The sequence below is a fragment of the Nocardia sp. GP40 genome, from assembly GCF_050434125.1.
Classification (GTDB): domain Bacteria; phylum Actinomycetota; class Actinomycetes; order Mycobacteriales; family Mycobacteriaceae; genus Nocardia; species Nocardia albiluteola.
In genome coordinates this window covers 182101-208110 of the sequence record NZ_JBNPVW010000003.1, presented here as the reverse complement: position 1 = coordinate 208110, position 26010 = coordinate 182101, and the positions used below count along the sequence as shown (strand labels likewise).

At 69.7% G+C, this 26010-nt stretch carries 20 protein-coding genes; 14 read left to right on the top strand and 6 right to left on the bottom strand.

Annotated features, from left to right (window positions below; all coding sequences use genetic code 11):
- The first annotated feature begins 51 nt into the window (after positions 1-51).
- The gene (locus ABH933_RS10050) at positions 52-696 is read left to right on the top strand and encodes a hypothetical protein (protein WP_429416258.1); all 645 of its coding nucleotides are present in this window, start codon (positions 52-54) and stop codon (positions 694-696) included.
- A 296-nt stretch (positions 697-992) separates the two neighbouring features.
- Here ABH933_RS10050 and ABH933_RS10045 read toward each other — a convergent pair whose 3' ends face one another.
- The 3 genes from ABH933_RS10045 to ABH933_RS10035 form a co-directional block, all read right to left on the bottom strand.
- Positions 993-1862 carry a TIGR03619 family F420-dependent LLM class oxidoreductase gene (locus tag ABH933_RS10045; RefSeq protein ID WP_215920901.1) on the bottom strand — a complete coding sequence of 290 codons (870 nt, stop codon included), beginning with the start codon at positions 1860-1862 and terminating at the stop codon, positions 993-995.
- Between the two features lie 474 nt (positions 1863-2336).
- Positions 2337-3941 carry a hypothetical protein gene (locus tag ABH933_RS10040; protein ID WP_429416255.1) on the bottom strand — a complete coding sequence of 535 codons (1605 nt, stop codon included), beginning with the start codon at positions 3939-3941 and terminating at the stop codon, positions 2337-2339.
- 3 nt (positions 3942-3944) lie between these two features.
- Positions 3945-4271, bottom strand: coding sequence for a type VII secretion target (locus ABH933_RS10035; RefSeq protein ID WP_429416253.1), 327 nt, complete (start codon positions 4269-4271; stop codon positions 3945-3947).
- A gap of 244 nt (positions 4272-4515) precedes the next feature.
- Here ABH933_RS10035 and ABH933_RS10030 point away from each other — a divergent pair, with 244 nt between their 5' ends.
- From ABH933_RS10030 to ABH933_RS10015, 4 genes are all read left to right on the top strand, one after another.
- Positions 4516-5511 (top strand): NAD-dependent epimerase/dehydratase family protein, encoded by a 996-nt coding sequence (locus tag ABH933_RS10030; protein WP_429416250.1) that lies wholly within the window; start codon positions 4516-4518, stop codon positions 5509-5511.
- Between the two features lie 50 nt (positions 5512-5561).
- A complete protein-coding gene (locus tag ABH933_RS10025) occupies positions 5562-6578 on the top strand; it encodes an Rv2578c family radical SAM protein (protein WP_429416247.1) in 1017 nt (338 codons plus the stop codon).
- Positions 6579-6713: 135 nt separating this feature from the next.
- Complete coding sequence (locus tag ABH933_RS10020; protein WP_429416244.1) at positions 6714-8720, top strand: 2-oxoacid:acceptor oxidoreductase subunit alpha; 2007 nt, start codon at positions 6714-6716, stop codon at positions 8718-8720.
- On the top strand, positions 8720-9799 hold the full coding sequence (locus ABH933_RS10015; protein ID WP_429416241.1) for a 2-oxoacid:ferredoxin oxidoreductase subunit beta: 1080 nt from the start codon (positions 8720-8722) through the stop codon (positions 9797-9799). The genes ABH933_RS10020 and ABH933_RS10015 overlap by 1 nt, the downstream gene beginning before the upstream one ends.
- A 28-nt stretch (positions 9800-9827) precedes the next feature.
- On the opposite strand, the gene ABH933_RS10010 is transcribed toward ABH933_RS10015, so the two are convergent.
- Positions 9828-10559, bottom strand: coding sequence for a hypothetical protein (locus tag ABH933_RS10010; protein WP_429416238.1), 732 nt, complete (start codon positions 10557-10559; stop codon positions 9828-9830).
- A 92-nt stretch (positions 10560-10651) separates the two neighbouring features.
- Complete coding sequence (ypfJ, locus tag ABH933_RS10005) at positions 10652-11572, bottom strand: KPN_02809 family neutral zinc metallopeptidase (RefSeq protein WP_429416235.1); 921 nt, start codon at positions 11570-11572, stop codon at positions 10652-10654.
- A gap of 174 nt (positions 11573-11746) precedes the next feature.
- Here ypfJ and aspS point away from each other — a divergent pair, with 174 nt between their 5' ends.
- Together aspS and ABH933_RS09995 are read left to right on the top strand one after the other, a co-directional pair.
- The gene (gene aspS, locus ABH933_RS10000; RefSeq protein WP_429416232.1) at positions 11747-13552 is read left to right on the top strand and encodes an aspartate--tRNA ligase; all 1806 of its coding nucleotides are present in this window, start codon (positions 11747-11749) and stop codon (positions 13550-13552) included.
- 289 nt (positions 13553-13841) lie between these two features.
- Positions 13842-14765 carry a DUF389 domain-containing protein gene (locus ABH933_RS09995; protein WP_429416229.1) on the top strand — a complete coding sequence of 308 codons (924 nt, stop codon included), beginning with the start codon at positions 13842-13844 and terminating at the stop codon, positions 14763-14765.
- Here the strand turns inward: ABH933_RS09995 and ABH933_RS09990 are convergent, their stop codons facing one another.
- Positions 14766-15995: a hypothetical protein gene (locus tag ABH933_RS09990; protein WP_429416226.1), complete on the bottom strand. Its 1230-nt coding sequence runs from the start codon at positions 15993-15995 to the stop codon at positions 14766-14768.
- A 283-nt stretch (positions 15996-16278) separates the two neighbouring features.
- Between ABH933_RS09990 and ABH933_RS09985 the strand changes: the two genes are divergently transcribed.
- The 7 genes from ABH933_RS09985 to ABH933_RS09955 all read left to right on the top strand — a co-directional run bounded on the left by ABH933_RS09985 (position 16279) and on the right by ABH933_RS09955 (position 26009).
- Entirely contained in the window at positions 16279-17448 is a 1170-nt protein-coding gene (locus ABH933_RS09985; protein WP_429416223.1) for a phosphotransferase family protein, read from the top strand.
- Positions 17449-17594: 146 nt separating this feature from the next.
- The gene (locus ABH933_RS09980; RefSeq protein WP_429416220.1) at positions 17595-18221 is read left to right on the top strand and encodes a TetR family transcriptional regulator; all 627 of its coding nucleotides are present in this window, start codon (positions 17595-17597) and stop codon (positions 18219-18221) included.
- A 327-nt stretch (positions 18222-18548) separates the two neighbouring features.
- The gene (locus tag ABH933_RS09975) at positions 18549-19901 is read left to right on the top strand and encodes a replication-associated recombination protein A (protein WP_429416217.1); all 1353 of its coding nucleotides are present in this window, start codon (positions 18549-18551) and stop codon (positions 19899-19901) included.
- 76 nt (positions 19902-19977) lie between these two features.
- A complete protein-coding gene (alaS, locus tag ABH933_RS09970) occupies positions 19978-22641 on the top strand; it encodes an alanine--tRNA ligase (RefSeq protein WP_429416214.1) in 2664 nt (887 codons plus the stop codon).
- Entirely contained in the window at positions 22641-23177 is a 537-nt protein-coding gene (gene ruvX, locus ABH933_RS09965) for a Holliday junction resolvase RuvX (RefSeq protein ID WP_429417761.1), read from the top strand. The genes alaS and ruvX overlap by 1 nt, the downstream gene beginning before the upstream one ends.
- Complete coding sequence (gene mltG / locus ABH933_RS09960; RefSeq protein WP_429416212.1) at positions 23174-25201, top strand: endolytic transglycosylase MltG; 2028 nt, start codon at positions 23174-23176, stop codon at positions 25199-25201. The genes ruvX and mltG overlap by 4 nt, the downstream gene beginning before the upstream one ends.
- A complete protein-coding gene (locus tag ABH933_RS09955) occupies positions 25191-26009 on the top strand; it encodes a shikimate dehydrogenase (RefSeq protein WP_429416209.1) in 819 nt (272 codons plus the stop codon). The genes mltG and ABH933_RS09955 overlap by 11 nt, the downstream gene beginning before the upstream one ends.
- The last annotated feature ends 1 nt before the right edge of the window (position 26010 follow it).

Sequence of the window (26010 nt, the reverse complement as noted above, 5' to 3'; positions counted from 1 at the left end):
ACGATTCGGTTCGGGGCGGACGTGCCCGATCATCCGGACGAATGTGGACGCGTGACTGAGCAACCGAATTCCGAACGGCCGCAACCGGTCGGCCTGGACCTGATCGCCCCCGAGGTGTATGCGCCGATGCTGCGCCGGCTCACCCTGATCGCGTGCGGCGTCGGCGTCGTCGTCGCGGTGCTGCTGGCACTGGTGGTCCGCTGGCCGATCGCGGTTCTGGCCGGGGTGGTGCTGGTGACGCCGCCCGCGCTGTACGCGGTCTCGACGCGCCGGCGGCGAATCTGGATGGTGGGCACCGTCATCGAGGCCCGCACCCTGTTCGGGCGGCGGCGGGTGGATGCCGCCGCCGCGACCGGCGTGGAGATTCTCGTCTTCCCGGGGCGCCTGAGCCGCATCGTGCTGCGCGTGACGGCCGGAGGCGGCCGCCAGGTGGTCCCACTGGCGATGTACACCGATGCGGGCAGCGGCCGCGAGCTCCACATCCTGGGCCTGCGCAAGCTCGCCGACGCCCTGGCCGCCTGCCCGCTCGCCGCCGCGCTCGCGGTCTCGAGCATGCTGGTCGGCCAGCTGCGCGCCGAGGCCCGCGACGCGGGCCTCGAGGAGCGACCGCTCTACCGCGCTGTAAAACTGGTGCGCGCCAAGGACTTTGTGCAGCCTGTCGCCCTGTCCGACGCGGACATCGCGGCCCTGGGCTGAGCTGTCGCGAAATCGTGGCGCGGGTGAGCCGCCCGGAGTGCCCCCGTGCCGGGCTGATCCGGCGGCTCGATCCGGTGCATCGTCAGCCGCGATGACCGAAGGCAGACCCGGAACCGCGGTCGAATATCGCCGAGCGGTGCGCAGCGCGCCCCGCCGGGAGCCATCGTCCCGACCCCGGAATTGGCTTCGCGCCGATGCCAGGCGGCGGAGGTTGAGCTCGGCCCGCCCGAGTGGGTGTGGTCGGGGTGACCCGATACAGGTGCGCGGGCCGAGGGGGCGAGGTCCGGCCGGGCTCGCTATCCGACCTTGGAGATCACCGAGTCTGCGTAGCGCTCGATGGCGGTGAGCTTGTTCTTCAGGGGTTCGGTGTCGGGGCCCGGCGCGTAGTGGTAGCGGAAGCCGACGATGACGTCGGTGACGCCGCGATCCTCGAGCCGCTTGATGCCGTCGGGGGTGTAGGCGTCCAGAGAGGCGACGTGGACCTCGAAGGGGCGGGAATCGTCGCGCTCGGCGCGCAATTCGTCCAGGCGGGTCAGCATGCGCTCGAGGTCCTCGGGCGCGCCGCCGGCGTGCATCCAGCCGTCGCATCGGACCGCGCGGCGCAGCGCGGCATCGCTGTGGCCGCCGACCAGGATCGGGATCGGCTCGGTCGGGGCGGGGGTCAGCTTGATGCTCGGGATGTCGTAGAACTCGCCGTGGTACTCGAAGTAGTCGCCGGAGCACAGGCCGCGCACGATGTCGATGCACTCGTCCATCCGCCGCCCGCGCCGCTCGAACGGCACGTCCATGATCTGGAAGTCCTCCGGCCACGGGCTCACGCCGACACCGAGCGCGAAGCGGTTGCCGCTGAACGCGGCGATCGAGGTGGCCTGCTTGGCGACCAGCACCGGCGGGCGGATGGGCAGCTTGATCACGAACGGGGTGAACCGCAGCGTCGTCGTGACCGCCGCCAGCGCCGCGGACAGCACGAATGCCTCGATGAACGGTTTACCGTCCAGGAATTCGCGCGAACCGTCGGGCGTGTAGGGGTACTTCGAATCGGACTCCTCCGGATAGGCGATGCTGTCGGCGATCGACATGCTGTGGAATCCGGCGGCCTCCGCGGCCTGTGCCAGCGGAACGTAGTACGACGGATCCGTCATCGCCTCCGCGTAGGTGAAGCGCATCGGGGGCATCCTCTCGTGTCGGCGGGCCTCGAGCCCTCGCCCGGAGCCGGACGCCGCGGGCACGGGTCCCGTCGTTCGACCGGCTGAAATTAGAACAGATTCTATTTTTGTCGCGATCGTAGCCCGGCCGGCCGGCCGTGTCAGGCGATTCGATCATCCGGGCATCAGGTCGGATCGGCATCGGAATACGAACCGATCGTGCCCGCCGTCGAGGGGATCGGCTGTCCGGGGACCGGTGAATGGGACGCAGCGGATCTCGCCGCGCGGTCGCCATCGGATGAGGGGCCGCGCCCGGCGGGGGCGCTCGATTCCGGCGGGCGCGGGGCGATGCGCCGGAATGCGTTGTGCGGTAGTGGAAGTGTCCGGTCCGGACGATCGACGTCGCGGAACGCCTTGCGCGCGACTGTGTCCGACCCGGACGGCGCGACGGCCCGGACCGATTCGGTCCGGGCCGTCGCGGAAAGGATTGTGCCGCTAGAGGTTCATGTCCGAAGAGTAGCCGTTGATCTCCTCGTCGGAGTGGACCTGGCCGATGACGTCGGGGGCGATCTCACCCAGCACGCCGGCGAGTTCGGTGTCGCCGGTGATGCTCTGGTACGGCTGGACCGTGCGCTCGTGCTCCTCGTCGGAGGTGTTGCGCGCGTTGGCCGCACCGGCGCCGCCCATGAAGCCGGGGCTGCTCACGCCCGCCGTCCTGGTGGCCGAGCCGAGGCTCGCGGCTGCCGCCGCGGCGGCGTTGGTGCCCGTGGTCCCCGGCACCGAGGTGCCGGTGCCGCCGCCCGAGTTGGTGCCGCCACCGAGCGAATCGGAGCTCAGGCTGCCGCCGGTACCGCCGCTGCCGCCGAGACTGGTGGAGCCGCCGTTCATGCCGTTGTATCCGGCCGAGGTGGTGCTCGTGCCGAGGTCCGAGCTGGATTTGTCGCTGGAGTTGCTGTCGCTGTTGCCGGACAGCAGATTCTTGGCCTGCTCCATGACCGGCTGCGCGATGTTCTGCGCCGCCGACTGTGCCACCTGGGCGGCCTGCTGGCCGATTCCGCTCTGGCCGAGCAGCTGATTCACCACGCCGGTGAGCTGGCCGGTGTATCCGGACAGTTCACCGCGGGTGGCGTTGACGATGCCGACCGCGGTGCCGAGATGCTCGGTGGCCGTGGCCAGCAGCGCGGCCTGGCCGGGCGGCGTCGGCCACGTCGGCGCGAGCGCGGATGCCTGCGCGGCGAAGGACTGCGCGACCGTGGTGAGCTGCACATTGCCCTTCTGCACGACGGCCGCGGCCTCGGTGGTGAGCTTGGAGATGTCGAGGCCGCGCTGGCTGGTGTCCTGCCCCTTGGACTGCGCCTTGTCCGACGCCGTCTGGGCGCTGTCGGACGACTTGCCCTGCCACACCTGGCTCACCGTCTTCATCGCACCCTCGCCCACCTGCATGGCGGCCTGGATGACCTGGGACGACTCGCTGAGGATCTGGGTCGGATTGAGGGCACCCATGACGCCCGTGCCGAAGCTCTGCAGCAGGCTGGTGATGGGCTGGAACAGCTGCTCGATCCCCGGGATCGCCGGCACCGAGATGCCGTGCTGCATCAGCGTGGCGATCGGATCGCTGGAGTGGAGCGCCGAGCTGATCGGCGCGGCCGCCTGCTGGATCGAGGAAGCGGCGCCGATCAGCGTGGGGGAGGCGCTGTTCAGCGCGGTATGGGCGGTGTCGAAGACGTTCTGCGCGCCCGGGATGGCGCCGAAGGTGCTCTGTGCGTGGTCGAGCGCATCGTTGGCCTGGCCCAGCACCGAGGCGCCGTCGAACGACGCGGCATGGGTCGAGGTGTCCGAGCCGCCCAGGCCCGGCAGGTGTGCGCTGCCGAGGGCGGAGCCGTGATCGTCGTCGAATTCCTTGCGGGACAGCGTGAATTCGGGCGCGTGCACCTCCGGCATGTCGGCCGGGAGCTGCGGCAGTGAGACGTGTGCGAACGGGCCGTTCTGCACGGTCTGGGCGATGTTCTGCGCCGCCTGGGAGACCGCCGAGGCCGCGGCGGCGACCGGGTCGGTGTGCGCGCCGATGACCCCGCCGGCGCCGGTGTCGAGTGCCTGCACCGATCAGCCTCCGATCGCGTTGGTCGCGGTCTTCAGGGCGGTGGAGAACTCCGAATCGCCGCTGTCGAAGGTTGCCGCGGTGTTGAAGGCCGCGCCGCTGATGTCGTTGACCTTCTGTGAGAGGTCGTTGATGTCCTTGCAGTGCAGCACCTGTGCGGCGGCGAACATGGCCAGGTAGTCGCCGCCGATGATGCCGAACACGGGCGTCATGGCCGCAACGTGGCTGGCGGTATCCATATTCCCCGCCCCCGCGATCTGTGTCGCGATACCTTCGTGCGTCGCCGCGAACACCCGGAGTGGGTCGGTTTCGACCGAGAACGGATTAGTCATCGTGCTGCCCCCCAATCATCATCGCCGTAGTCTTCGTAGACCGGTCGGAACCGGGGATTCGGCAATCGGTACCCGCGCCCGCCCGACCAGCGGATCGTACTCGAGCCTCAATATAGCCGAACCGCACGACAGGTTTCGAGTCGATGAGCCGCCCCCGTGCCCCTGCGGGTTTCGGTCGCGCGCCCGGAATGAAAACAAACTAGAACTTGTTGCAATTTGAAACGCGTTCTATATTCTCGTTCTCATGAAGGTCGCAGTCACCGGCGCAGCCGGCTTCCTTGGCACGAATCTGCTCCAGCAACTGGTGGAGCAAGGTCACGAGGTGACCGCCATCGACCGCGTTCAGCCCGACGGTGCTCCACACCCGCAGGTGACCTGGGTCAACGGCGACGTGCTGGACCCGGCGTCGATGCGCTCTGCGCTCGAGGGCGCCGAGGTGGTCTACCACCTGGTGGCGATGATCACGCTGGCGCACCACCACGACCTGGCGTGGCGGATCAACACCGAGGGGGTGCGGATCGTCGCGGAGGCCGCCCTCGAGGTCGGTGTGCGGCGCATGGTGCACACCAGTTCCATTCACGCGTTCAACCAATACAGCTGCGGCGGCCGGATCGATGAGAAGGCGCCCCGCTCGACCGAGCCTCACCTGCCCGTCTACGACCGGTCCAAGTTCCAGGGCGAGGTCGAGCTGCGCAAGGTCATCGACAAGGGTCTGGACGCGGTGATCTGCAACCCGACCGGGGTGTACGGACCGGTCGACCACTCCAACTCGCGGATTAACACCACCCTGTGGGACTGCGCGCGCGGGCGGGTGCCGGTCATGATCTCCGGCGGATTCGATCTCGTGGACGTGCGGGACGTGGCCGCGGGCCTGATCCTGGCGGGGGAGAAGGGCCGCACCGGGGAGAACTACCTGCTCGCGGGCGGCATGTGCTCGCTGTTCGAGGTGTCCCAGCTCGCCGCGGCGGTCAACGGCAAGCGCGGCCCGCGGTTCGCGATTCCCGTCAAGGTGATCACCGCGGCCCTGCCGGTGCTCGAGCCGATCGGCAAGCTGTTCGGCAGCGACCGCATCTCCAAGGCGGCGATGGGTGCGCTCATCTCGGCCCCTGTCGTCGACTCGGCCAAGGCCACGAGCGAGCTCGGCTACCAGCCGCGCCCGACCGCCGATACGGTCCGCGATCTGGTCGCCTTCTACAACGGCGAGCCGTTGGCGCCGAAGGCGGGCAGCGGCGTCGCCTGATGGGTGCGGCGTTGCTTGACAGATATTAGAACAGATGTTCGACTGGAAGGGTGCGGTGGCAGAGCCAGACCCTGGATGCCGATGACGGCGCCCTTCCGGGGCTGGAGCGTGCCGGTCTGGTCCGGAGCGTGCAGACCCCCGAGTTCGACGGTGTGACCTTTCACGAGGTGCTCTGCAAGAGTGCCCTCAATCGCATGCCCGAGGGTTCGGGGTTGCCGTTCTCCTGGACGATCAACCCCATGCGCGGCTGCTCACACGCCTGCCGGTACTGCTTCGCCCGCGGCACGCACGAGTATCTGGATCTGGACGCGGGCCGCGATTTCGACACCCAGATCGTGGTCAAGACGAATGTCGCCGCGGTGCTGCGCCGCGAGGTGCACCGGCGGTCGTGGCGGCGCGAGCCGGTCGCGCTGGGCACCAATACCGATCCGTATCAGCGCGCGGAGGGGCGGTACCGGCTGATGCCGGGGATCATTCGCGCGCTCACCGATTCGGGCACCCCGTTCTCCATCCTCACCAAGGGCACCCTGCTGCGCCGGGATCTGCCACTGCTGACCCTCGCGGCCCGGGAGGTGCCCGTCAGCCTGGCCGTCTCGATCGCCATCGGTGATCCCGAGCTGCACCACTCGCTCGAGCCGGGCACGCCGTCCCCCCGGGCCCGCCTGGAGCTCGTGCGCGCGCTGGCCGATGCCGGATTTGCGGTCCACGTCATGGTGGCCCCGGTGATTCCGTACCTCACCGACGGCGCGGGCCATCTCGATGCGCTGTTCGGGGCGATCGCCGGGGCGGGCGCTGTGAGCGCCGTCGCGTTCGCGATGCATCTGCGCGGCAGCACCCGCGGCTGGTACCTGCAGTGGCTGGCCGAGCGCCACCCGGCACTGCTGCGCCGTTATAGGCAGTTGTACGGTCGTGGGGCGTACGTCACACCGGAGTACTCCGCGTGGCTGCGCGAACGGGTCGAGCCGTTGCTGTCCAAGCACGGCCTGACCCGGGACATGCCGTCACAGGTGCGGGTACCGCCCGCGCCGCCGCGGCAGTCCGCCTCGCAGTTGACGTTGTTCTCCTAGCGCGGCCCGCCACCCGGGTCCGGGAATCGGCGCGGTGCGAATCATGTTGGACCGCTTATCACTCGGGTGTGCCCCGATGCGGCGGAGTAACTTGGCGTGTGGTAACCCATACCGACGAGGAAGTGATGCAGGCGCATGGTTTCCGATGAAGCGCTCTCCCCGGACGATGCCGGCGCTCGCCGAGACGGCGGCCCCGCAAAAAAGGCCGGGGCGCTGGGGCGGGGGTCCGTATCGAAGCTCGAGAAGGTCGTCATCCGGTTCGCGGGCGACTCGGGCGACGGCATGCAGCTGACGGGTGACCGATTCACCCACGAGGCCGCCGCATTCGGGAACGATCTAGCGACACAGCCGAACTTCCCCGCCGAGATCCGTGCCCCCCAGGGCACCCTGCCCGGCGTCTCCTCGTTCCAGATCCAGATCGCCGACTACGACATCCTCACCGCGGGCGACCAGCCCGATGTGCTGGTGGCGATGAATCCCGCGGCACTGAAGGCGAATCTGGAGGAGCTGCCGCGCGGGGCGACCGTCATCGTCAACACCGACGAATTCACCAGGCGCAACTTCACCAAGGTCGGCTACGCCGACGATCCGCTCGCCGACGACACGCTGTCCGATTTCGTCGTGCATCGGGTGCCGATGACCTCGCTGACGCTAGCGGCCACCGAGCCGACCGGGGTGGGCAAGAAGGACGGCCAGCGCGCCAAGAACATGTTCGCCCTGGGCCTGCTGTCCTGGATGTACAGCCGTCCGATCGGCGGCACCGAGCAGTTCATGCGGGAGAAGTTCGCCGCGAAACCCGACATTGCCGAGGCCAACATCCTGGCGTTCCGTGCGGGCTGGAACTTCGGCGAGACCACCGAGGCGTTCGCGTCCACCTACGAGGTCGCCCCGGCCACGCTGCCCGCGGGCACCTACCGCCAGATCACCGGCAACACCGCGCTGGCCTACGGCATCGTCACCGCCGGACAGCTGGCGGGCCTGCAGGTCTTCCTTGGCACCTATCCGATTACCCCGGCCTCGGACATCCTGCACGAGCTGAGCAAGCACAAGAACTTCGGCGTCACCACCTTCCAGGCCGAGGACGAGATCGCGGGAATCGGTGCGGCACTGGGCGCCTCGATCGGCGGCGCGCTCGGGGTCACCAGTACCTCGGGGCCGGGGCTGGCGCTCAAAAGCGAGACCATCGGCCTGGCCGTGATGACCGAGCTGCCCCTGCTCATCGTGGATGTGCAGCGCGGCGGCCCGTCCACCGGCCTGCCCACCAAGACCGAGCAGGCCGATCTGCTGCAGGCGCTCTACGGCCGCAACGGGGAATCGCCGGTCGCGGTGATCGCCCCGCGGTCCCCGGCCGACTGCTTCGCCGCCGCGGTGGAGGCCGCACGGATCGCCCTCACCTACCGCACACCGGTCCTGCTGCTCTCGGACGGCTCGATCGCCAACGGGTCGGAGCCGTGGGCGATTCCGCAGGTCGCCGACCTCGAGCCGATCGATCCCGGATTCGAACCCGATGCGCCGCACGATGATTCGGCCGAGCCCTTCCAGCCGTACGCGCGCGACCTCGAGACACTGGCCCGCCCCCTCGCGCGGCCCGGCACGCGCGGGCGCACGCACCGCATCGGCGGCCTCGAAAAGGCCGACGGCACCGGCAACATCTCCTACGATCCGGCCAATCACGAGCTCATGGTCCGGCTGCGGCAGGCCAAGATCGACGGCATCGCGGTGCCCGATCTCGAGGTCGACGACGGGGGCGACCCCCGGGCCGAGCTGCTGATCATCGGCTGGGGCAGCTCCTACGGGCCGATCGGCGAGGCGTGCCGGCGCGTCCGGCGCCGCGGGGTGCCCGTCGCACAGGCGCATCTGCGGAACCTGAATCCGTTGCCCGCCAACACCGGTGAGGTGCTGCGCCGGTACCGCACCGTCGTCGCGCCCGAGATGAACGGCGGCCAGCTGGCGACGCTGCTGCGCGCCCGCTACCTGGTGGACGTGCGGCCGTGGACGAAGATCGCCGGCACCGCGTTCTCGGCCCAGGAACTCGTCGGAGTGATCGACGCGGCGCTGGACGGCTCCCTGACGGAACTGGAAAACGCCAAGGCCTTCGCCGCCCGCGCGCAGGCCACCTACCGCACCGCAGGGGGTAACTGATGACGATCGTCGAGACCTCGCTCGTCGGCACGGATCTCGGCCTGACCGGGCTGTCCGGAGTGCCGGGCGCGGACGGGCCGCAGAAGGCGAAGGACTACACCTCCGATCAGGAGGTGCGCTGGTGCCCCGGCTGCGGTGACTACGTCATCCTGGCGACCATGCGCGGCTTCCTGGCCGAGCTGGGGCTGCGCCGGGAGAATCTGATGTTCGTCTCGGGCATCGGCTGCTCGAGCCGGTTCCCGTACTACCTGGACGCCTACGGGATCCACTCCATCCACGGCCGCGCGCCCGCGATCGCGACGGGCTTGGCCGTCACGCGGCCCGATCTGTCGGTGTGGGTGGTGACCGGCGACGGCGATGCGCTGTCCATCGGCGGCAACCATCTCATCCACGCCCTGCGCCGCAACGTGAACATGACGATCCTGCTGTTCAACAACCGGATCTACGGCCTGACCAAGGGGCAGTACTCGCCGACGTCGGAGTCCGGCAAGGTCACCAAGTCCACGCCGATGGGTTCGGTGGACCACCCGTTCAACACCCTGTCGGTCGCCCTGGGCGCGGAGGCCTCCTTCGCGGCGCGGGCGCTGGATTCGGACCGGGCCGGGCTGAGCGAGGTGCTGCGCGCGGCGGCCGAGCATCGCGGCACGTCGTTCGTGGAGATCCTGCAGGACTGCCCGATCTTCAACGACGGCTCGTTCGATGTGCTGCGCCGCGACAACGCCGAATCGCACCTGATCCGGCTGCGCCACGGCGAGCCGATCCGCTTCGGGGCCGAGGGCGAATGGGCCGTCGTGCGAAGCGGTTTCGGCCTCGAGGTGGCGGCGGCGAGCTCGGTCGCGGAATCGGAGATCGTCGTGCACGATGCCTACTCCGACAATCTCGAGTACGCCTATGCGCTCTCGCGGCTCTCGGCCCAGGACCTGTCACACGTGCCGGTCGGCATCTTCCGCAGCGTCACGCGGCCCACCTACGACGACGGGGTTCGTGCTCAGGCGCAGATCGCGCGCGAACGCACAGCGCCGCAACCGGATTCGCTGCAGCAGCTGCTCTCGGGCAAGGAGACCTGGACGGTCGGCTGAGCTCGGCGAAATACCGATGATCCGGATCTCAATGATCCGGGACGAAGGCGGCCGTGAGCTTCGTGCACAGATAGGCGAAGCGGGCGCGGTTGGCCTGCTGCTCCGGCGTGAGGTCCCAGCTGGTGTCCGGTCCGTACACGACCAGGTGGATGTCCTGATCCGGGGTGGGCCCGAGGAAGTCGAGCAGGGTACTGCCGGCCGGGCCCTCCGCGGGTTCGCCCATATCCGCCGACGCGAGGCTCTTCGCCTCGGCGTAGCTCGCGGTGAGGATGTCGGTCGGGACGTGACCGTCCGTGGGATGCGGGGCCGCGTGCGCGTCGGTGGTGATACCGACGGCCCTGCCGTCCGCCCGCACCGACAGCGTCGGCGTCGGATCGATGGAACCGGACCCGCCGTGAATCGTCGTGAGCACCACCGAGAGTGGCGCCTCGACCGGCGCGGCGACCACCGCCGCGGCGGGTGAGGTCGGCGCGGACGGACTCGGCGCCTGCCGGCTCGTCATCGGCGGCGCCGCGGGTACCGGCGGTGTGGCGGCGGGGATGTGGGTCGTCGAATCGTTCGGCGGCTCCGGAGTGGCGAAGACCGGCGATTGCGCGGGCGTGGGCGATGCGGCCGGGCTCGAGGTCGCGGGCGTGGTGGCCGGGGCGTCCGCGGCGGCGGTGCCCGTGCGGCCCGCGCCGAGGAGCAGCACGGCGAGCGCTGTCCCCGCTATCAGCGGCCGGACCAGCCCGAATCGTCGTGTCGCCCCGAACCTTCGCATGTTCCGCACTCTCCTGTCGTCCCTTGCGTCGCCGTCCGGTGATTGTGAACCGAGTCTGTGGCTAACTCCGGGCGACGCGCCCGAAGGGGACGTCAGCGAAGGGCGGCGGGGTTGTTCAGATCGGTGGCGGAGAAGGTATCGCACGCCCGCACCTGGCCGGTGCGGTATCCGGCCATGAGCCACTTCTGGCGTTCCGTGGAGGAGCCGTGCGTCCAGGACTCGGGATTGACCCGTCCGGTTGCCGCCTGCTGGATGCGGTCGTCGCCGACGGCTGCCGCGGCCGAGAGCGCGTCCTGAATATCCTTGTCCGACAGGGGCTTCAGGAAGGGCTGGCTGCCGCCCGGGGCGGGGAGCTTGTCGGCGTAGTGCGCCCACAGGCCCGCGTAGCAGTCGGCCTGCAGCTCCAGGCGCACCGAACCGGACGCGGGCCCCTTGGGATCGCGCTGCGCGCGGCCCGAATCGCCGAGCAGATTCTGGATGTGGTGGCCGACCTCGTGCGCCACCACGTATTCCTGAGCCAGCGGGCCGCCGCTGGAACCGAACTTGTCGACCAGCTCCTGGAAGAAGGCGGTGTCGAAGTAGGCCGTGCGGTCCGCGGGGCAGTAGAACGGGCCGACCGCGCTGGTGGCCCGCCCGCACCCGGTGCTCACCGCGCCGGTGAACAGCGTCACTCGCGGCGCCGTGTAGGCGGTGCGGGTCTGCCGGGGCAGTTCCGTGCCCCACACCGCATCCAGGCTTTGCGTGGTCAGCACGACCCGGCAGTCGACGTACTTGTTGGCGTCCGCGCCGGTCCGGCAGTGGGCGGGAGTGCCGGGGGCGGCCTTCGGTGCGGCAGTGGACTGCGCCCCGGTGATGTCGTGCAGCAGCGAACTCGGATCGCCGCCCAGCAGCAGGGCCAGCACCAGCACGATCAGACCGCCCGCGCCGCCCAGGGCGATCTTGCCGCCCCTGCCGGGCCCGCCCCCGGACGACACCCGATTCGGATCGATCTGCATGCCCTCGTTGAAGGTCACCCGTGGCCCTCTCGCCCGCGTTCGATGGGATGGCGCACGCGGGCAAGCCGCGCGCAAACTACAGCTTGGCACGGTTGGCGGGGATATCGGTTTCCGGTCGGCGAACGTGTCTCTTTAGGATGGGAGCGCATCCGTCCATACCAGCCGATGCACCGAGCCGTCGAAAGGAACCCCGTGCTGCGCACCCACTTGGCAGGTTCGCTGCGAAGCGAACACGCCGGTCTGACCGTGACCCTCACCGGTTGGGTGGCTCGCCGTCGAGACCACGGTGGCGTGATCTTCATCGATCTGCGCGATGCGTCGGGTGTGTCACAGGTGGTGTTCCGTGAGGGCGTCCCGGCCGAGCAGGCGCACCGGTTGCGCGCGGAATACTGCGTGCAGGTGACCGGCGTCGTCGAGCTGCGGCCCGTCGGCAGCGAGAACCCGAACCTGCCGACCGGCGCGATCGAGGTCAACGTCACCGAGCTCGTGGTGCTCAACGAGGCCGCGCCGCTGCCGTTCCAGCTCGACGAGCAGCCCGGCGAGGAGGCCCGGCTCAAGTACCGCTACCTGGATCTGCGTCGCGAGGGCCCGGCGCATGCCATCCGGCTGCGCTCGCGGGCCAACGCCGCCGCCCGCGCGGTGCTGGCCGAGCATGCGTTCGTCGAGGTCGAGACGCCGACGATGACGCGCTCCACCCCCGAGGGCGCGCGCGACTTCCTGGTCCCCGCGCGCCTGCAGCCCGGCAAGTTCTACGCGCTGCCGCAGAGCCCCCAGCTGTTCAAGCAGCTGCTGATGGTCTCGGGCGTCGAGCGGTACTACCAGATCGCGCGCTGCTACCGCGACGAGGACTTCCGCGCCGACCGGCAGCCCGAGTTCACCCAGCTCGACATCGAGATGAGCTTCGTGACGCAGGAGGATGTGATCCTGCTGGCCGAGGACATCCTGAGCGCGCTGTGGAAGCTGGTCGGCTACAAGATCGCCGCGCCGATTCCGCACATGACCTACGCCGAGGCCATGCGCCGCTTCGGCACAGACAAGCCGGACCTGCGCTTCGGTGTCGAAATCACCGAGTGCACAGAGTATTTCAAGGACACCCCGTTCCGGGTGTTCCAGGCGCCCTACGTCGGCGCGGTCGTGATGCCCGGGGGCGCGAGCCAGCCCCGGCGCCAGCTCGACGCCTGGCAGGATTGGGCCAAGCAGCGCGGCGCCAAGGGCCTGGCCTACATCCTGGTGCAGGAGGACGGCACGCTGGGCGGTCCGGTCGCCAAGAACCTCAGCGACGCCGAGCGCGAGGGCCTGGCCAAGCACGTCGGCGCCGACCCGGGCGACTGCGTGTTCTTCGCGGCCGGGGAGACCAAGGCGCAGCGGGCACTGCTGGGCGCCGCGCGCGGTGAGATCGCGCGCAAGTGCGGCCTGATCGACGAGAACGCGTGGGCGTTCGTGTGGATCGTGGACGCGCCCATGTTCGAGCCCGCGGCCGAGGCGACCGCCAGCGGCGATGTGGCGCTGGGACATTCGGCGTGGACCGCGGTGCATCACGCCTTCACCTCGCCCCGGCCCGAATTCCTGGACACCTTCGACACCGATCCCGGTGCGGCGCTGGCCTACGCCTACGACATCGTCTGCAATGGCAACGAGATCGGCGGCGGCAGTATCCGCATCCACCGCCGCGACGTGCAGGAGCGGGTGTTCAAGGTCATGGGCATCGGCCACGACGAGGCGCAGGAGAAGTTCGGCTTCCTGCTCGACGCGTTCTCCTACGGCGCCCCGCCGCACGGCGGCATCGCCTTCGGCTGGGACCGCATCGTCGCGCTGCTGGCCGGCGTCGAATCGATCCGCGAGGTCATCGCCTTCCCGAAGTCCGGCGGCGGTGTCGACCCGCTGACCGACGCGCCCGCGCCCATCACCCGGCAGCAGCGCAAGGAGGCGGGGCTCGAGGTGGTGCTCGACGAGCACGGAAACCCGGTGGGCGAGAAGAAGACCGCCGCGCCCAAGTAGGCGCGTCCGCGCAACTTCGACCGGCTCTGCACTGTACGGCCCCTCCCGGTCTGCGGTCGGCTGGGAGGGTTCGTCGTGCCGGTGAATTGCGGATGCCCATCGGTCGACATCCTGGACTGGACGCCGGTGCAACGGATTTGAATCGGTCTGCGCGAGCGGCGGATACGCCGGCCGGTGGGCACCGCGCCTCCCGGCCGGCCCGGCGCAGGGGCGTAGCTTCGAGTCCGGTCGGTACCGTGCGGACCCGAAGCCTATCGCTGCCGGGCTGCCGAGAGTCAGGGGTTGCAGGGTGCTGCATGTACGAGTGATCAGTCCGGCCGGGACGACCGACGTGGTACTCGCGGCGCTGCGTGCCGAGCCGGGCGCCACCCTGATCACGGTGCAGCGCGATGCGGCGGTCGAACCGGCCGGGGATCTCGTCGAGGCCGACGTGGCTCGCGAATCCGCGAACGATGTGGTGAATGCGCTGGGCATCTCGCGTGACGGCGGAATCATGCTCGGGCCGATCGACACGGCGATCTCGGAGGCCGCGGAGCGGGCGATCGAGGCGGCGCCCGGGGATCCCTCCGATGCGGTCGTCTGGGAGGCGCTGCTGGCCGAGACGCGGGACGAGTCGCCGCTGAGCCCGACGTTCCTGGCCTTCATCACGATCTCGTGCCTGCTGGCCGCGGTCGGGGTGGCGACCGATTCGCCGGTGACGATCGTCGGCGCGATGGTCGTCGGGCCGGAGTTCGGGCCGCTGGCCGCGCTCGCGATGGGGATAACCATGCTGGCGACGCTGGTGTGGGAGAAGTTCGGCTGGCTGACCCTGGACAACCTCGACAGCATCCACAACGGGGCTGGTAAGCCGGCGGAGCTTGCGGAGCCGGCGGGGTGGGTGAACGCTGTCGAGTTCATCTACGAGGTCGGGCCGTTCTCACTGGTGGTGGCGCTGCTGGCGGGGGCGGCCGGAATGCTGTCGCTGGTGTCGTCGAAATCGGCGGCGCTGGTGGGGGTTTTCATCTCGGTGACGACGATCCCGGCCGCCGGCTTCGCGGTGGTGGCGGCCACGCTCGGCGAGTGGGACAAGGCGCTGCTGTCGATCGTTCAGCTGGCGGTGAACATGGCCGGGATCGTCGTTGCCGGGGTGATCGTGCTGTGGCTGCGCCCTCGCCACGGCAGCGAGGGCGGGCCGGTGGATCGGGTGAAACGCTGGTGGGTCTCCGCCGAGTGACTACAGCGTGAGGCCGTCGGTCAGGGTGCGATACGAGTAGGTCAGCGCCATCACGGTGACCGGACCGGCGACCAGCAGCCCGATCCCGCACAGCGCGGTCGCCACCGCGGTCAGTACCAGCACCGCGAGCGCGAGCAGGATCAGCTGGCCCACATTGGCCAAGACCAGCCGGAAACTGGATCGGATCGCGGCGACCGGACTCTGATCCACATCGATCACGAAGTGCAGCGCGAACATACACAGGAATCCGACCGCCATGGCCGCGATTACGCCCAGCACGGTTCCCAGCCCCGTGGACACCAGCCCGATTACGGTCGACACCACGATCATCGACACCACGCTGGCCGCGAACACCCCGAGGGCGACCAGCAAGACGTTGCCGGCGTTGACGAATCCGAAGAACGCCTGGAAATCCGGTGGTGTGCCGTCGGTTTCGTACAGCGCTCCGCGGATCATGGCCGCCTGCAACAGCCACACCACCACCGCGACCACCAGGAACATCAGGAGCAGCGGCACCACGGAATTCACCCCGCCGGCCCGGATCACCAGCGTCACCGCCAGATACGCGACGAAGCCGATCAGCGTGATGGAGATCCACGGAATCGGATTGGCGCGAAAACGTTCCCACCCGTAGCCCAGGGCGCGGCCGACGCTCAGCTCGCCAGGAGGGGGTGGCGGAAACCCGCGGGGCGAGGGTGCGGGCTGTGCCTCGGCGCCGGGTGGAACGGACGGCGGCACGCCGGGAGGACCGGCGGGCTGCGTACCGGGGTACGCCGCGCCGGAGGGCCAGGCCGCGGTGGCATCGGGCGGCACGGCTCCGGGGGCGTCGGGGTAACCCGGGAGCGGTGCGTAGCCCACGGGCTGGCCGTAGCCCGGCTGAGCGGGCTGACCGTACCCGGGCGGTGGCGGTTGGCCGTAGCCCGGCGGCGGCGCGGAAACCGGCCCACTCGCCCAGTGGACCGGAACCGGCGCGCCGAACACCGGAGGTGGTGGCGGCGGGGCGGTGACCGCGGGAGCGCCCTGGACGGGTTCGTTGCCATACTGCGCCGCGCCGGGTCCCTCGAACTGCGGGTACCCGGCCGGGCCCGCCATCTCGTGCCGTCCGTGACCCGCGTCCTGATACTCGGTGGCCGGGCGCGGGAGATCCCCCCGCTGTTCGGAGGGGGTGAACTGCTCCTGGGCGCGGTCCCCGGGGCTGCCACCGGGCGCGGACTGTGGGCTGTCGCTCATCGTGGGGACCTTTCGATTCGCCTGATTTTCGGTGTGGCGCACAGCAGTTGGCGATGAGACAACCGGACCCGCCCCACGGTGTCAAACAACCATCGAGTGTACCTGCCCGATATGTCGCGATACCGGGATGGCGTGGTGCCGGCGCCGGCCGGGGACCTGCCGTGTTGCCGGGACCAGGGTCTCGCGCCGGTGGCCGACCCTTCACACAGACACGCCGGGCGACGCGCGAAAGGTTGCCGAACCGCTCGCTGAAAGTGACCTCATGCGAGTAACTTGGATCGCGATGACCGCACTATTGGCCGAACGCGCCGCCGAAGTCGTGTCCGCGGCACAGCATTTGCTCACAAAGCGAATGGGTGCTCCAGTGAAGCTGAGCGATCCGATCGAACTCAGCGGCAGTGGTAGGACAACTGTGCTACGTGTGCGTGTTGCGGAGAACGCCTTTTCACTACCCCGTACGCTGATCATCAAGCAGCTGCGTGGCGGCGCGCACGATCGACGCGTCGGGGGCCTGGCGCCCGGCGTCGCCAGCATCGATTCGGCCTTCCTGCGCGAGGCGGTGTCGTATCAGTTCACCACCGCCCTGAGCAGCGAGCATCGTCCCGGCGCCTATCTGCTTGCGCACAATCTGGCCGAACGGCTGCTGATCCTGAGCGATCTGGGCGAGAACGCCTCGCTCACCGCCGTGCTGCAGTCCGGAGTCGAGCCGTCCAGCCGCAATGCGCTGATGGCCTTCGCGCAGGCGATGGGCCGCATGCACGCCGCCACCGTCGGGCGCGAGGCCGATTTCGTCGCGCTGCTGCGCCGGGTGGATGTGGTGCATCGCATCGACGGCATCGCCCAGCAGGCCGAGGCGGCCATCGGCGAGGTGCCCGGGCTGCTGATGCGGGAACTGGGCATCGAGGTGCCCGGCGAGATCGCGCAGCGGATCGTCGCGGGTAACCGGCTGTTCTCCGCGGGCCGCTATCGCGCGTTCAGCCCCTCGGATCTGTGCCCCGACAACGTCATCCTGAACGAGCAGGGCGCCCGGTTCCTGGACTACGAATGGGGCGGATTCCGCGATGCCACTTTGGATATCGCGTATGCGCTGGTCTCGTTCCCGGGCTGTCTGTGCGATGTCGAGCTCTCCCGCGAGCGCGCCCGCCAGCTGGTCGAGGCGTGGCGGTCGGAGGTCGTGGGCGTGTGGCCGAGCCTGGCCGACGACGACGTCCTGGCCGAGCGGATCCTCGAGGCCCGCCTGATCTGGGTGTGGCTGACCACGTACTGGTTCCTGCCCGCCGATCACGCCCGCATCGCCGCCGCGCGCGAGCACGGCCTGTCGATCCCGCGGTCGGCGGCCCTGATCAACCGCTGGGCCGCGCTGGCCGAGGACGCCCGTTGCACCGGCGACGACGTGCTGGGCGATTTCGCCGAACACGTGTCGGCGACGCTCGAGGAGCACTGGGAGGAGTGATTCGCGCGGCGCGGACGAGTGCGCGCCGGTTCGTGAATCGGGGGCAGTGAGCCGGGCGCCGTCACCGTGCGCTGCACCGCGGGCCCTCCTTCGGTGACTCGTGTGCAGTCGGACGACTACAGTGGGTTGTGCGCTAATGTAGTCGCATGACTACGGATCGCGCAAGGAGTCTCGAGCCCGTCGGTGAGGCCCCGGTGGGGCGGGAGGCTGTCGTCGCCGCGGTGCTCGACAGTGCCGCGGATCTGTTCGTCGAACGCGGGCCCGCCGCGACCTCGATCCGGGACATCGCCGAACGGGCGGGCGTCAACCACGGCCTGGTCTTCCGGCATTTCGGGAGCAAGGAGAAACTGGTCGCCCGGGTGCTGGACCATCTGGCCTCGGAGTCGGTCGCCGCGTTCGGCCAGTCCGAGGTCGGCGACCGGTCGCTGCTCGACGCCCGCCCGCGCCGGCACCTAACCGTGCTGGCCCGCAGCATTCTGGACGGATACCCGGTCGCCACGATGCAGCAGGACTTCCCGGTCATCGCGCGGCTGATCGAGCGGGCCCGCCCCTTCCACGGCACCGATCACGACGCATCTCTGGCGGTCGCGCACGTCGCGGCGCTCGAACTGGGCTGGCAGCTCTTCGGCCCGTTCCTGCGCGGCGCGGCAAACCTCGGAGACATGTCCGATGCGGCCCTGCAGGACGATATCGACGCCGAGGCGGCCCGGATCTTCCTGTCCGACCACGCCGAGCGCAGCGATCTCCGCGCGAGCAGCCGCTCGGAGCGGTGACGCTCCTGGCCGCGCGTGAACCGCCGGCGGTTGGAGGGCGGGTCGAGGCGCGCACAGAAGGGCGAGCGAAATGTGTCGGTGTGCGCCGGTACGGTTGGATTCGTGAGTAAGCCCTCCACCCGGCCTCTTTCATCCGCCGTGCCTCCAGGTGTCGGTGGGGTGGAGTCGTGAGCGGAGCGCAGCGGAGCGAGCCATCGACACAGCGCGCGTCGCGCACGCCGGAGCCGAGCGCTAGCGAGGTGCAGGCGTGAGCGGAGCGCAGCGGAGCGAGCCATCGACACAGCGCGCGTCGCGCACGCCGGAGCCGAGCGCCAGCGAGGTGCAGGCGTGAGCGAGGGGCTGTTCGACACGCCCGGGGTGGAGGTGGCGCCGAATGGGGCGGGGGAGTTCACGATGGGTGAGGCGGCCGGCAGGCTTGCGCCGCTGGCGGTGCGGATGCGCCCGGCGAGCCTGGACGAGGTGGTGGGGCAGGGGCATCTGCTCGGGTCGGGGTCGCCGCTGCGGCGGCTGATCGAGGGGTCGGGGGCGGCGTCGGTGCTGCTGTACGGGCCGCCGGGCACCGGCAAGACCACGCTGGCCTCGCTGCTCTCGCAGGCCACCGGCCGCCGGTTCGAGGCGCTGTCGGCGCTCTCGGCGGGGGTGAAGGAGGTGCGCGCGGTCATCGACCTGGCGCGGCGGCGGCTGCTGGCCGGGGAGCAGACGGTGCTGTTCATCGACGAGGTGCACCGCTTCTCCAAGACTCAGCAGGACGCGCTGCTGGCCGCGGTGGAGAACCGGGTGGTGCTGCTGGTCGGCGCCACGACGGAGAATCCGTCATTCTCGGTGGTGTCGCCGCTGCTGTCGCGCTCGCTGGTGCTGCAGCTGAAATCGCTGTCCGACAACGATATTCGCGAGGTGTTGCGCCGCGCGATCGCCGACCCCCGTGGGCTGAACGGCGCGTATACGGTTACCGATGCCGCGCTGGATCACATCGTGCGCATCGCCGGCGGCGACGCCCGCCGCTCGCTCACGGCGCTCGAGGCGTCGGCCGAATCCTCCCTGGACGGCACGGTCGATGTCGATCTGGTGGAGGCCAGCGTCGACAAGGCCGCGGTGCGTTACGACCGGGCCGGGGATCAGCACTACGACGTGATCAGCGCATTCATCAAGTCCCTGCGCGGCTCGGACGTCGATGCCGCGCTGCACTACCTGGCCCGCATGATCAGCGCCGGCGAGGACGCGCGCTTCATCGCTCGCCGCCTGATGATCCAGGCCAGCGAGGAGGTCGGCATGGCCGATCCGACCGCGCTGCAGACCGCGGTGGCCGCGGCCCAGGTCGTCCAGCTGGTCGGCATGCCGGAGGCCAAACTGGCCCTGACCCACGCCACCATCCACATCGCCACCGCCCCCAAGTCCGGCGCGGTCCCCGCGGCCATCGGCGCGGCCCTGGCGGATATCAACGCGGGCAAGGCCGGTGCCGTCCCGCCGCATCTGCGGGACGGCCACTATGCGGGCGCGGCAGCCCTGGGCAATGCCCAGGGCTACAGATATCCTCACGATCATCCCGACGGCGTGCTGTCCCAGCAGTATCCGCCCGACGAGCTGGTGGGCGTCGACTACTACCGGCCCACCGATCACGGCTACGAGCGCGAAATCGGCTCCCGAGTGACCAAACTGCGCCGGATCGTCCGGGGGAAATGAACCGTGGTCCGCTGACCAGCGCTCGACCCGCTACCCCCGAAAACTCCCTGGACCCCTCCCGGTAGGCTGGATATCTGTGCAGACCCACGAGATTCGACGGCGCTTCTTGGACCATTTCGTCCGTGCCGGACACACCGAGGTATCCAGTGCCTCGCTGATCCTGGCCGACCCCAACCTGCTGTTCGTGAACGCAGGCATGGTTCAGTTCGTGCCGTTCTTCCTCGGGCAGCAGACGCCGCCGTACGCGACCGCGACGAGCGTGCAGAAGTGCGTGCGCACCCTGGACATCGAGAACGTCGGCATCACCACCCGGCACAACACGTTCTTCCAGATGGCGGGCAACTTCAGCTTCGGCGACTACTTCAAGCGCGGGGCCATCGAGCTGGCCTGGTCCCTGCTGACCAATGCCGTCGAGGACGGCGGCTACGGCTTCGATCCCGAAAGGCTGTGGGTCACCGTCTATCTCGACGATGACGAGGCCGAGCAGATCTGGCGCTCGATCGGCGTGCCGTCCGAGCGGATCCAGCGCCGCGGCATGGCCGACAACTACTGGTCGATGGGCATTCCCGGCCCGTGCGGCCCGTGCTCGGAGATCTATTTCGACCGCGGTCCCGAATACGGACTGGAGGGCGGCCCCGAGGCCGACGAGGATCGGTACATCGAGATCTGGAACCTCGTGTTCATGCAGAACGAGCGGGGCGAGGGCCGCGGCAAGGACAACTTCGAGATCCTGGGCCCGCTGCCGAAGAAGAACATCGACACCGGCATGGGTGTCGAGCGTGTCGCGTTCCTGCTGCAGGGCGTGGACAACGTCTACGAGACCGATCTGCTGCGCCCGATCATCACCAAGGCCGAGGAGCTGACCGGCAAGTCCTACGCGGTGGAGCACGCCGACGACGTGCGCTTCCGCGTCATCGCCGACCACGCCCGCACCGCCGCGATGCTGATCGCCGACGGCGTCAACCCCGGCAACGACGGCCGGGGCTACGTGCTGCGCCGCCTGCTGCGCCGGATCGTGCGCTCCGCGCGCCTGCTGGGCGCGGAGAAGCCGGTGATGTCCGAATTCATGAAGGTCGTCAGCGAGCTCATGTCGCCGTCGTACCCGGAGCTGGCCACGGACCTGCGGCGCATCGAGAACGTCGCCGTCGGCGAGGAGACCGCGTTCCTCAAGACGCTGTCCACCGGCACCAAGCTGTTCGACGAGACCGTCGACGAGGTGAAAACCGGTGGCGGCAAGCGTATTTCGGGCACCGACGCGTTCACGCTGCACGACACCTACGGCTTCCCGATCGATCTGACCCTGGAGATGGCCGCCGAGGCCGGGCTCGAGGTCGACGAGACCGGTTTCCGGGAGTTGATGGCCGAGCAGCGCCAGCGCGCCAAGGAGGATGCGCAGTCCCGCAAGCACGCCCACGCCGACCTGACGATCTACAAGGAGTTCGTCGACCGCGGCGCCACCGAGTTCACCGGCTTCGGCGAACTCAGCTCGGAGGCGAAGGTGCTGGCGCTGATCTCCGGTGGCGTGCGGGTGCCGACCGCGACGGTGGGCCAGGACGTCGAGGTGATCCTGGATCGCAGCCCGTTCTACGCCGAGTCGGGTGGCCAGATCGCCGACCGCGGCAGCATGACCGCCACGGGCGCCAAGCTGCGGGTGTCCGACGTGCAGAAGATCGCCAAGACGCTGTGGGTGCACAAGACCACGGTCGAACAGGGCCAGCTCACCGAGGGCGATACGGTCCTGGCTCAGGTCGACCCGGCGTGGCGCCGGGGCGCGACGCAGGGCCATTCGGGCACGCACATGGTGCACGCCGCGCTGCGGCAGGTGCTCGGACCCAACGCGGTGCAGGCGGGTTCGCTGAACAAGCCCGGCTACCTGCGGTTCGACTTCAACTGGCAGGGCCAGCTGTCCGAGGCGCAGAAGGCCGACATCGAGGCCGTGTCCAACGACGCCGTCGGCGCGGACTTTCCGGTGAACACCTTCGTCACCGATCTGCCCAAGGCCAAGGCGATGGGAGCGATGGCGCTGTTCGGCGAGAACTACGGCGACGAGGTGCGCGTCGTGGAGATCGGCGGGCCGTTCTCGATGGAGCTGTGCGGCGGCACGCACGTCGAGCATTCCTCGCAGATCGGGCCGATCACCGTGCTCGGCGAGTCGTCGGTCGGCTCGGGCGTGCGGCGCGTGGAGGCCTTCGTCGGCCTGGACTCGTACCGGTATTTGGCCAAGGAGCGCGCGCTGCTCGCCGGCGTCGCCTCCGCGCTGAAGGTGCCCTCGGAGGAGGTGCCCGGCCGTGTCGAGCAGCTGGTCGAGCGGCTCAAGGTCGCCGAGAAGGAGCTCGAGCGCACCAAGGTACAGGCGGTGCTCTCGCAGGCCGGGAAGTTCGTCGAGGAGGCCGAGCGGGTGGGCCGCGTGCTGCTGGTCGCCGCCGCCGCCCCGGAGGGCGTGGGTGCGGGCGATCTGCGCACCCTGGTGAGTGATATCCGCGGTCGTTTCGGCAGTGAGCCGGCCGTGGTGGTGCTGCTGGGCAACGTCGAGGGCAAGGTGCCGTTCGTCGTCGCGGTGAGCAAGGCCGCGCAGGACCTCGGATTCAAGGCCGGAGATCTGGTCGCGAGCTTCGGTCCGAGCATTGCCGGCCGTGGTGGCGGCAAGCCGGAGATGGCGCAGGGTGCGGGCTCGGACCCGTCGGGGATCGCGGCCGGGCTGGCCGCGGTGCGGGCGCGGGTGGCCGAGCTCGCCGGGTGATGGCCGGGCCGAGTTCCGACCGGCCGGACCCCGCGACCGACCCGGGCCGCGGCAGACGCATCGGCATCGACGTCGGCACGGTCCGCATCGGCGTCGCCTCGTCCGATCCGGACGGAATTCTGGCCACGCCGGTGGAGACCGTCCAACGGGCCAAGAGCGGGCGGTCCGGGGGGAACCGCGCGCCGGCAACGGATCTGGCCAGGATTGCCGAAATTATGCGGGAGTACGAGGCCGTCGAGGTGATCGTCGGCCTTCCTCGCACGCTCCGCGGCGAGAACGGCACGTCCGCCACCATGGCCGTGAGATTTGCTAAAGATTTGCAAGCACTGTGCCCAGCCGTGCCGATACGACTTTCCGACGAACGTTTGACTACGGTGACAGCTGCACGTGCATTGCGAGACAGTGGAGTTCGCGCACGTGGCCAGCGGCAGATGATCGACCAGGCGGCGGCCGTATCGATCCTGCAAGGATGGTTGGACGAACGGAGTGCGGTGTTAAGGTCGGCCGGTGACGCAGGCGACGGGGTAGGCGGATGAATGACCGCTGGCTCCGAGCGGAGGAACGCCTTCGGCAGAGTACCGAGGAACGCCGTTACCGCCGTTCCGATCAGGATTGGGGCGATACCGAGTCCCCGGCGGCCCGCAGCAGTGAAATCCCGGCCGCTCGCAGCGGTGAGATGCGCGCGGCGGGCGGGGACGAGCCCCGGGCGCGCCGCGGCGATCGTGCGCGTTCCGGCCGCGGCGGCGACCTCGGATCCGGGCGTGGGGCCAAGGCCGCGGAGGCCGCTCGGGGCGGCGGAGGGGGTCGGCCCGCCCGCGGTCGTCGCGCCCGGCACGCGGCCCCGGACGAGGACGATTGGGACGAATACCAGGACACCGGCGTCATCCCGCGGTACAGCGACGCTTACGACGGCGGTTACCAGGGCGAGCACGGGTACGAGCCGCAGCATGGCGCGCACGGTTACGCCGATCAGGGCTACGACCAGCAGGGTTACGGCGATCAGGGCTACGACCAGCACGGTTACGACCAGAGTCACCCGCAGGTCGGCTACCACGACTACGCCGACCAGGACTACGGCGACCGAGGCTACGGCCAGAACTATCCCGACCACGGGTATGCCGACCAGGGTTACGGCGAGCCCGAGCAGGGCGAATACGACGGCCGAGGTTATGGCACCGGCGAATATCCGGAGGAAGCCTACGACCAGGAACTGATGGCCGAATCGCCCGCCCGGCCTGCACCGCGCCGCGGCAGGCGCCAGGCCGAGGAGCCCGCCCGCAAGCAGACTGCTCGCGGTCCGCGCACGGCCACCAAGGGCGGCGCGCAGAAGGGGCGGCGGGAGCCGTCGGAGCGCGGCCGGGGATCGCGCGGCCGCAAGTCCCGTGTCGCCTCGCGCAAGGCCGCCGAGCGAAAGCGGCGGCGGCGCAACCTGATGTATGTCGGCACCGTCTTCGTGGTGCTGTTCGCGGTGGCCGCGGTGTATGCGGGCTACAAGATCATGGGCCGGGTCGGGGGCCCGGAGGACTACGCGGGCCCGCCGGGTCCGCTGGCGGTGGTGCAGGTGCATCCGGGCGATACCGCCGAGCAGATCGCCAAGGCCATGCTCGACAAAGGAGTCGTGAAGAGCACCGGTGCCTTCTATCAGGCGGCGGTGCGCGATTCGGGCATGAATTCGTTGCAGCCCGGCTATTACGCGATACCCACCCACATCAAGGGTGAGGATGCGGCGACCGCGCTGATGAGCAAGGATTCGCGCGTCGGCAACGTGGTGATCTCCGAGGGGCGTCGGCTGCACGACTCGACCGATGTGAACACCCGCTCGCGCAACGACGGCATCTATCGAAAGATCGCCGACGCCAGTTGCATCGGCACCGGTGCGGCAAAGAAGTGCCTGACCTACGAACAGCTCGACCAGGCGGGCGCCGGCACGGACCTGAACGCCTTGGGGGTACCGCAGTGGGCCATGGCCCAGGTCCGTCAGGTGCCCGATCGCACCCGCCAGCTCGAGGGCCTGATCGCTGCGGGCACATGGGATTTCGATCCCAGCGGCACGCCGGCCCAGATTCTGGCCCAGCTGGTCTCGGCCAGCGCCCACAGCTACGAGTCGACGGGCCTGCTGACACCCAACCCGGCCGCGGGCATCAGCCTGAGTCCGTATCAGACGCTGATCGCGTCGTCGCTCGTGGAGCGCGAGGCGCTGCCCGCGGACATGCCGAGGGTGGCGCGGGTGATCGTGAATCGGCTCAACGCCAATATGCCGCTCGAGTTCGATTCCACCGTGAACTACACCTTGTCGAGCACGGAGGTCGCCACCACCGACGCCGACCGGGACCGCAAGACTCCGTGGAACACCTATGCGATGGCGGGTCTGCCGGCGACCCCGATCTCCTCGCCGTCGCTGGGCGCCATGCGCGCGATGGAGAATCCGACGGCGGGGCCGTGGCTGTACTTCGTCACGGTGGACAAACAGGGCACGACGCTGTTCACCGACAGCTACAGCGAGCACCAGCGCAATATCGAAAAGGCCAGGCAGAGCGGAATTCTCGACAGTGGACGATAATCGCGACCACCGCCGCGCGGCGGTGCTGGGCAGCCCGATCGCGCATTCGCGTTCGCCGCAGCTGCACCTGGCCGCCTATCGCGAGCTGGGGCTGGACTGGACCTACGAGCGCATCGAATGCACCGCCGAAGGGCTGCCCGGATTCGTCGCCGGGCTGGGCCCGGAGTGGGTGGGCCTGTCGGTGACGATGCCGGGCAAGGAGGCCGCGCTGGCGGTCGCCGGCGAACGCACCGAGCGCGCGGTACTGGTCGGCTCGGCGAACACCCTGGTGCGCACCGCCACCGGATGGCGCGCGGACTGCACCGACGTCGACGGGGTGCGCGGTGCGCTGCAGGGCGGCGGGATCGAGAAGGTCGCGGCCGCGGTCGTCTTGGGCGCGGGCGGTACCGCGCGTCCGGCGCTGCTGGGCCTGGCGGAGCTGGGCGCGCAGGCGGTGACGGTGGTGGCGCGCGATCGCGGCCGGGCCGCTGGGGCGGTGGAATTGGCTCAGCGCCTGGGCATGTCGGTCACGGTCATCGATTTCGACCCGGCGGGGGTGCGGGCGGCATGCGGTCACGCCGACGCGGTCGTGAGCACCGTCCCCGCGGTGGCTGCCGCGCCGATCGCCGACGCGGTGGCCGTCGCGCCGGTGCTGCTGGACGCCATTTACAACCCCTGGCCGACGCTGCTGGCCGCGGCAGCCGCGCGTGCGGGCCGGACGGTCGTCAGCGGTCTGGATATGCTCCTGAATCAGGCATACGGCCAGGTCGAGCAGTTCACCGGCAGGCCCGCGCCCCGCGCGGCCATGGCCGCGGCCCTGAGGGAATAGG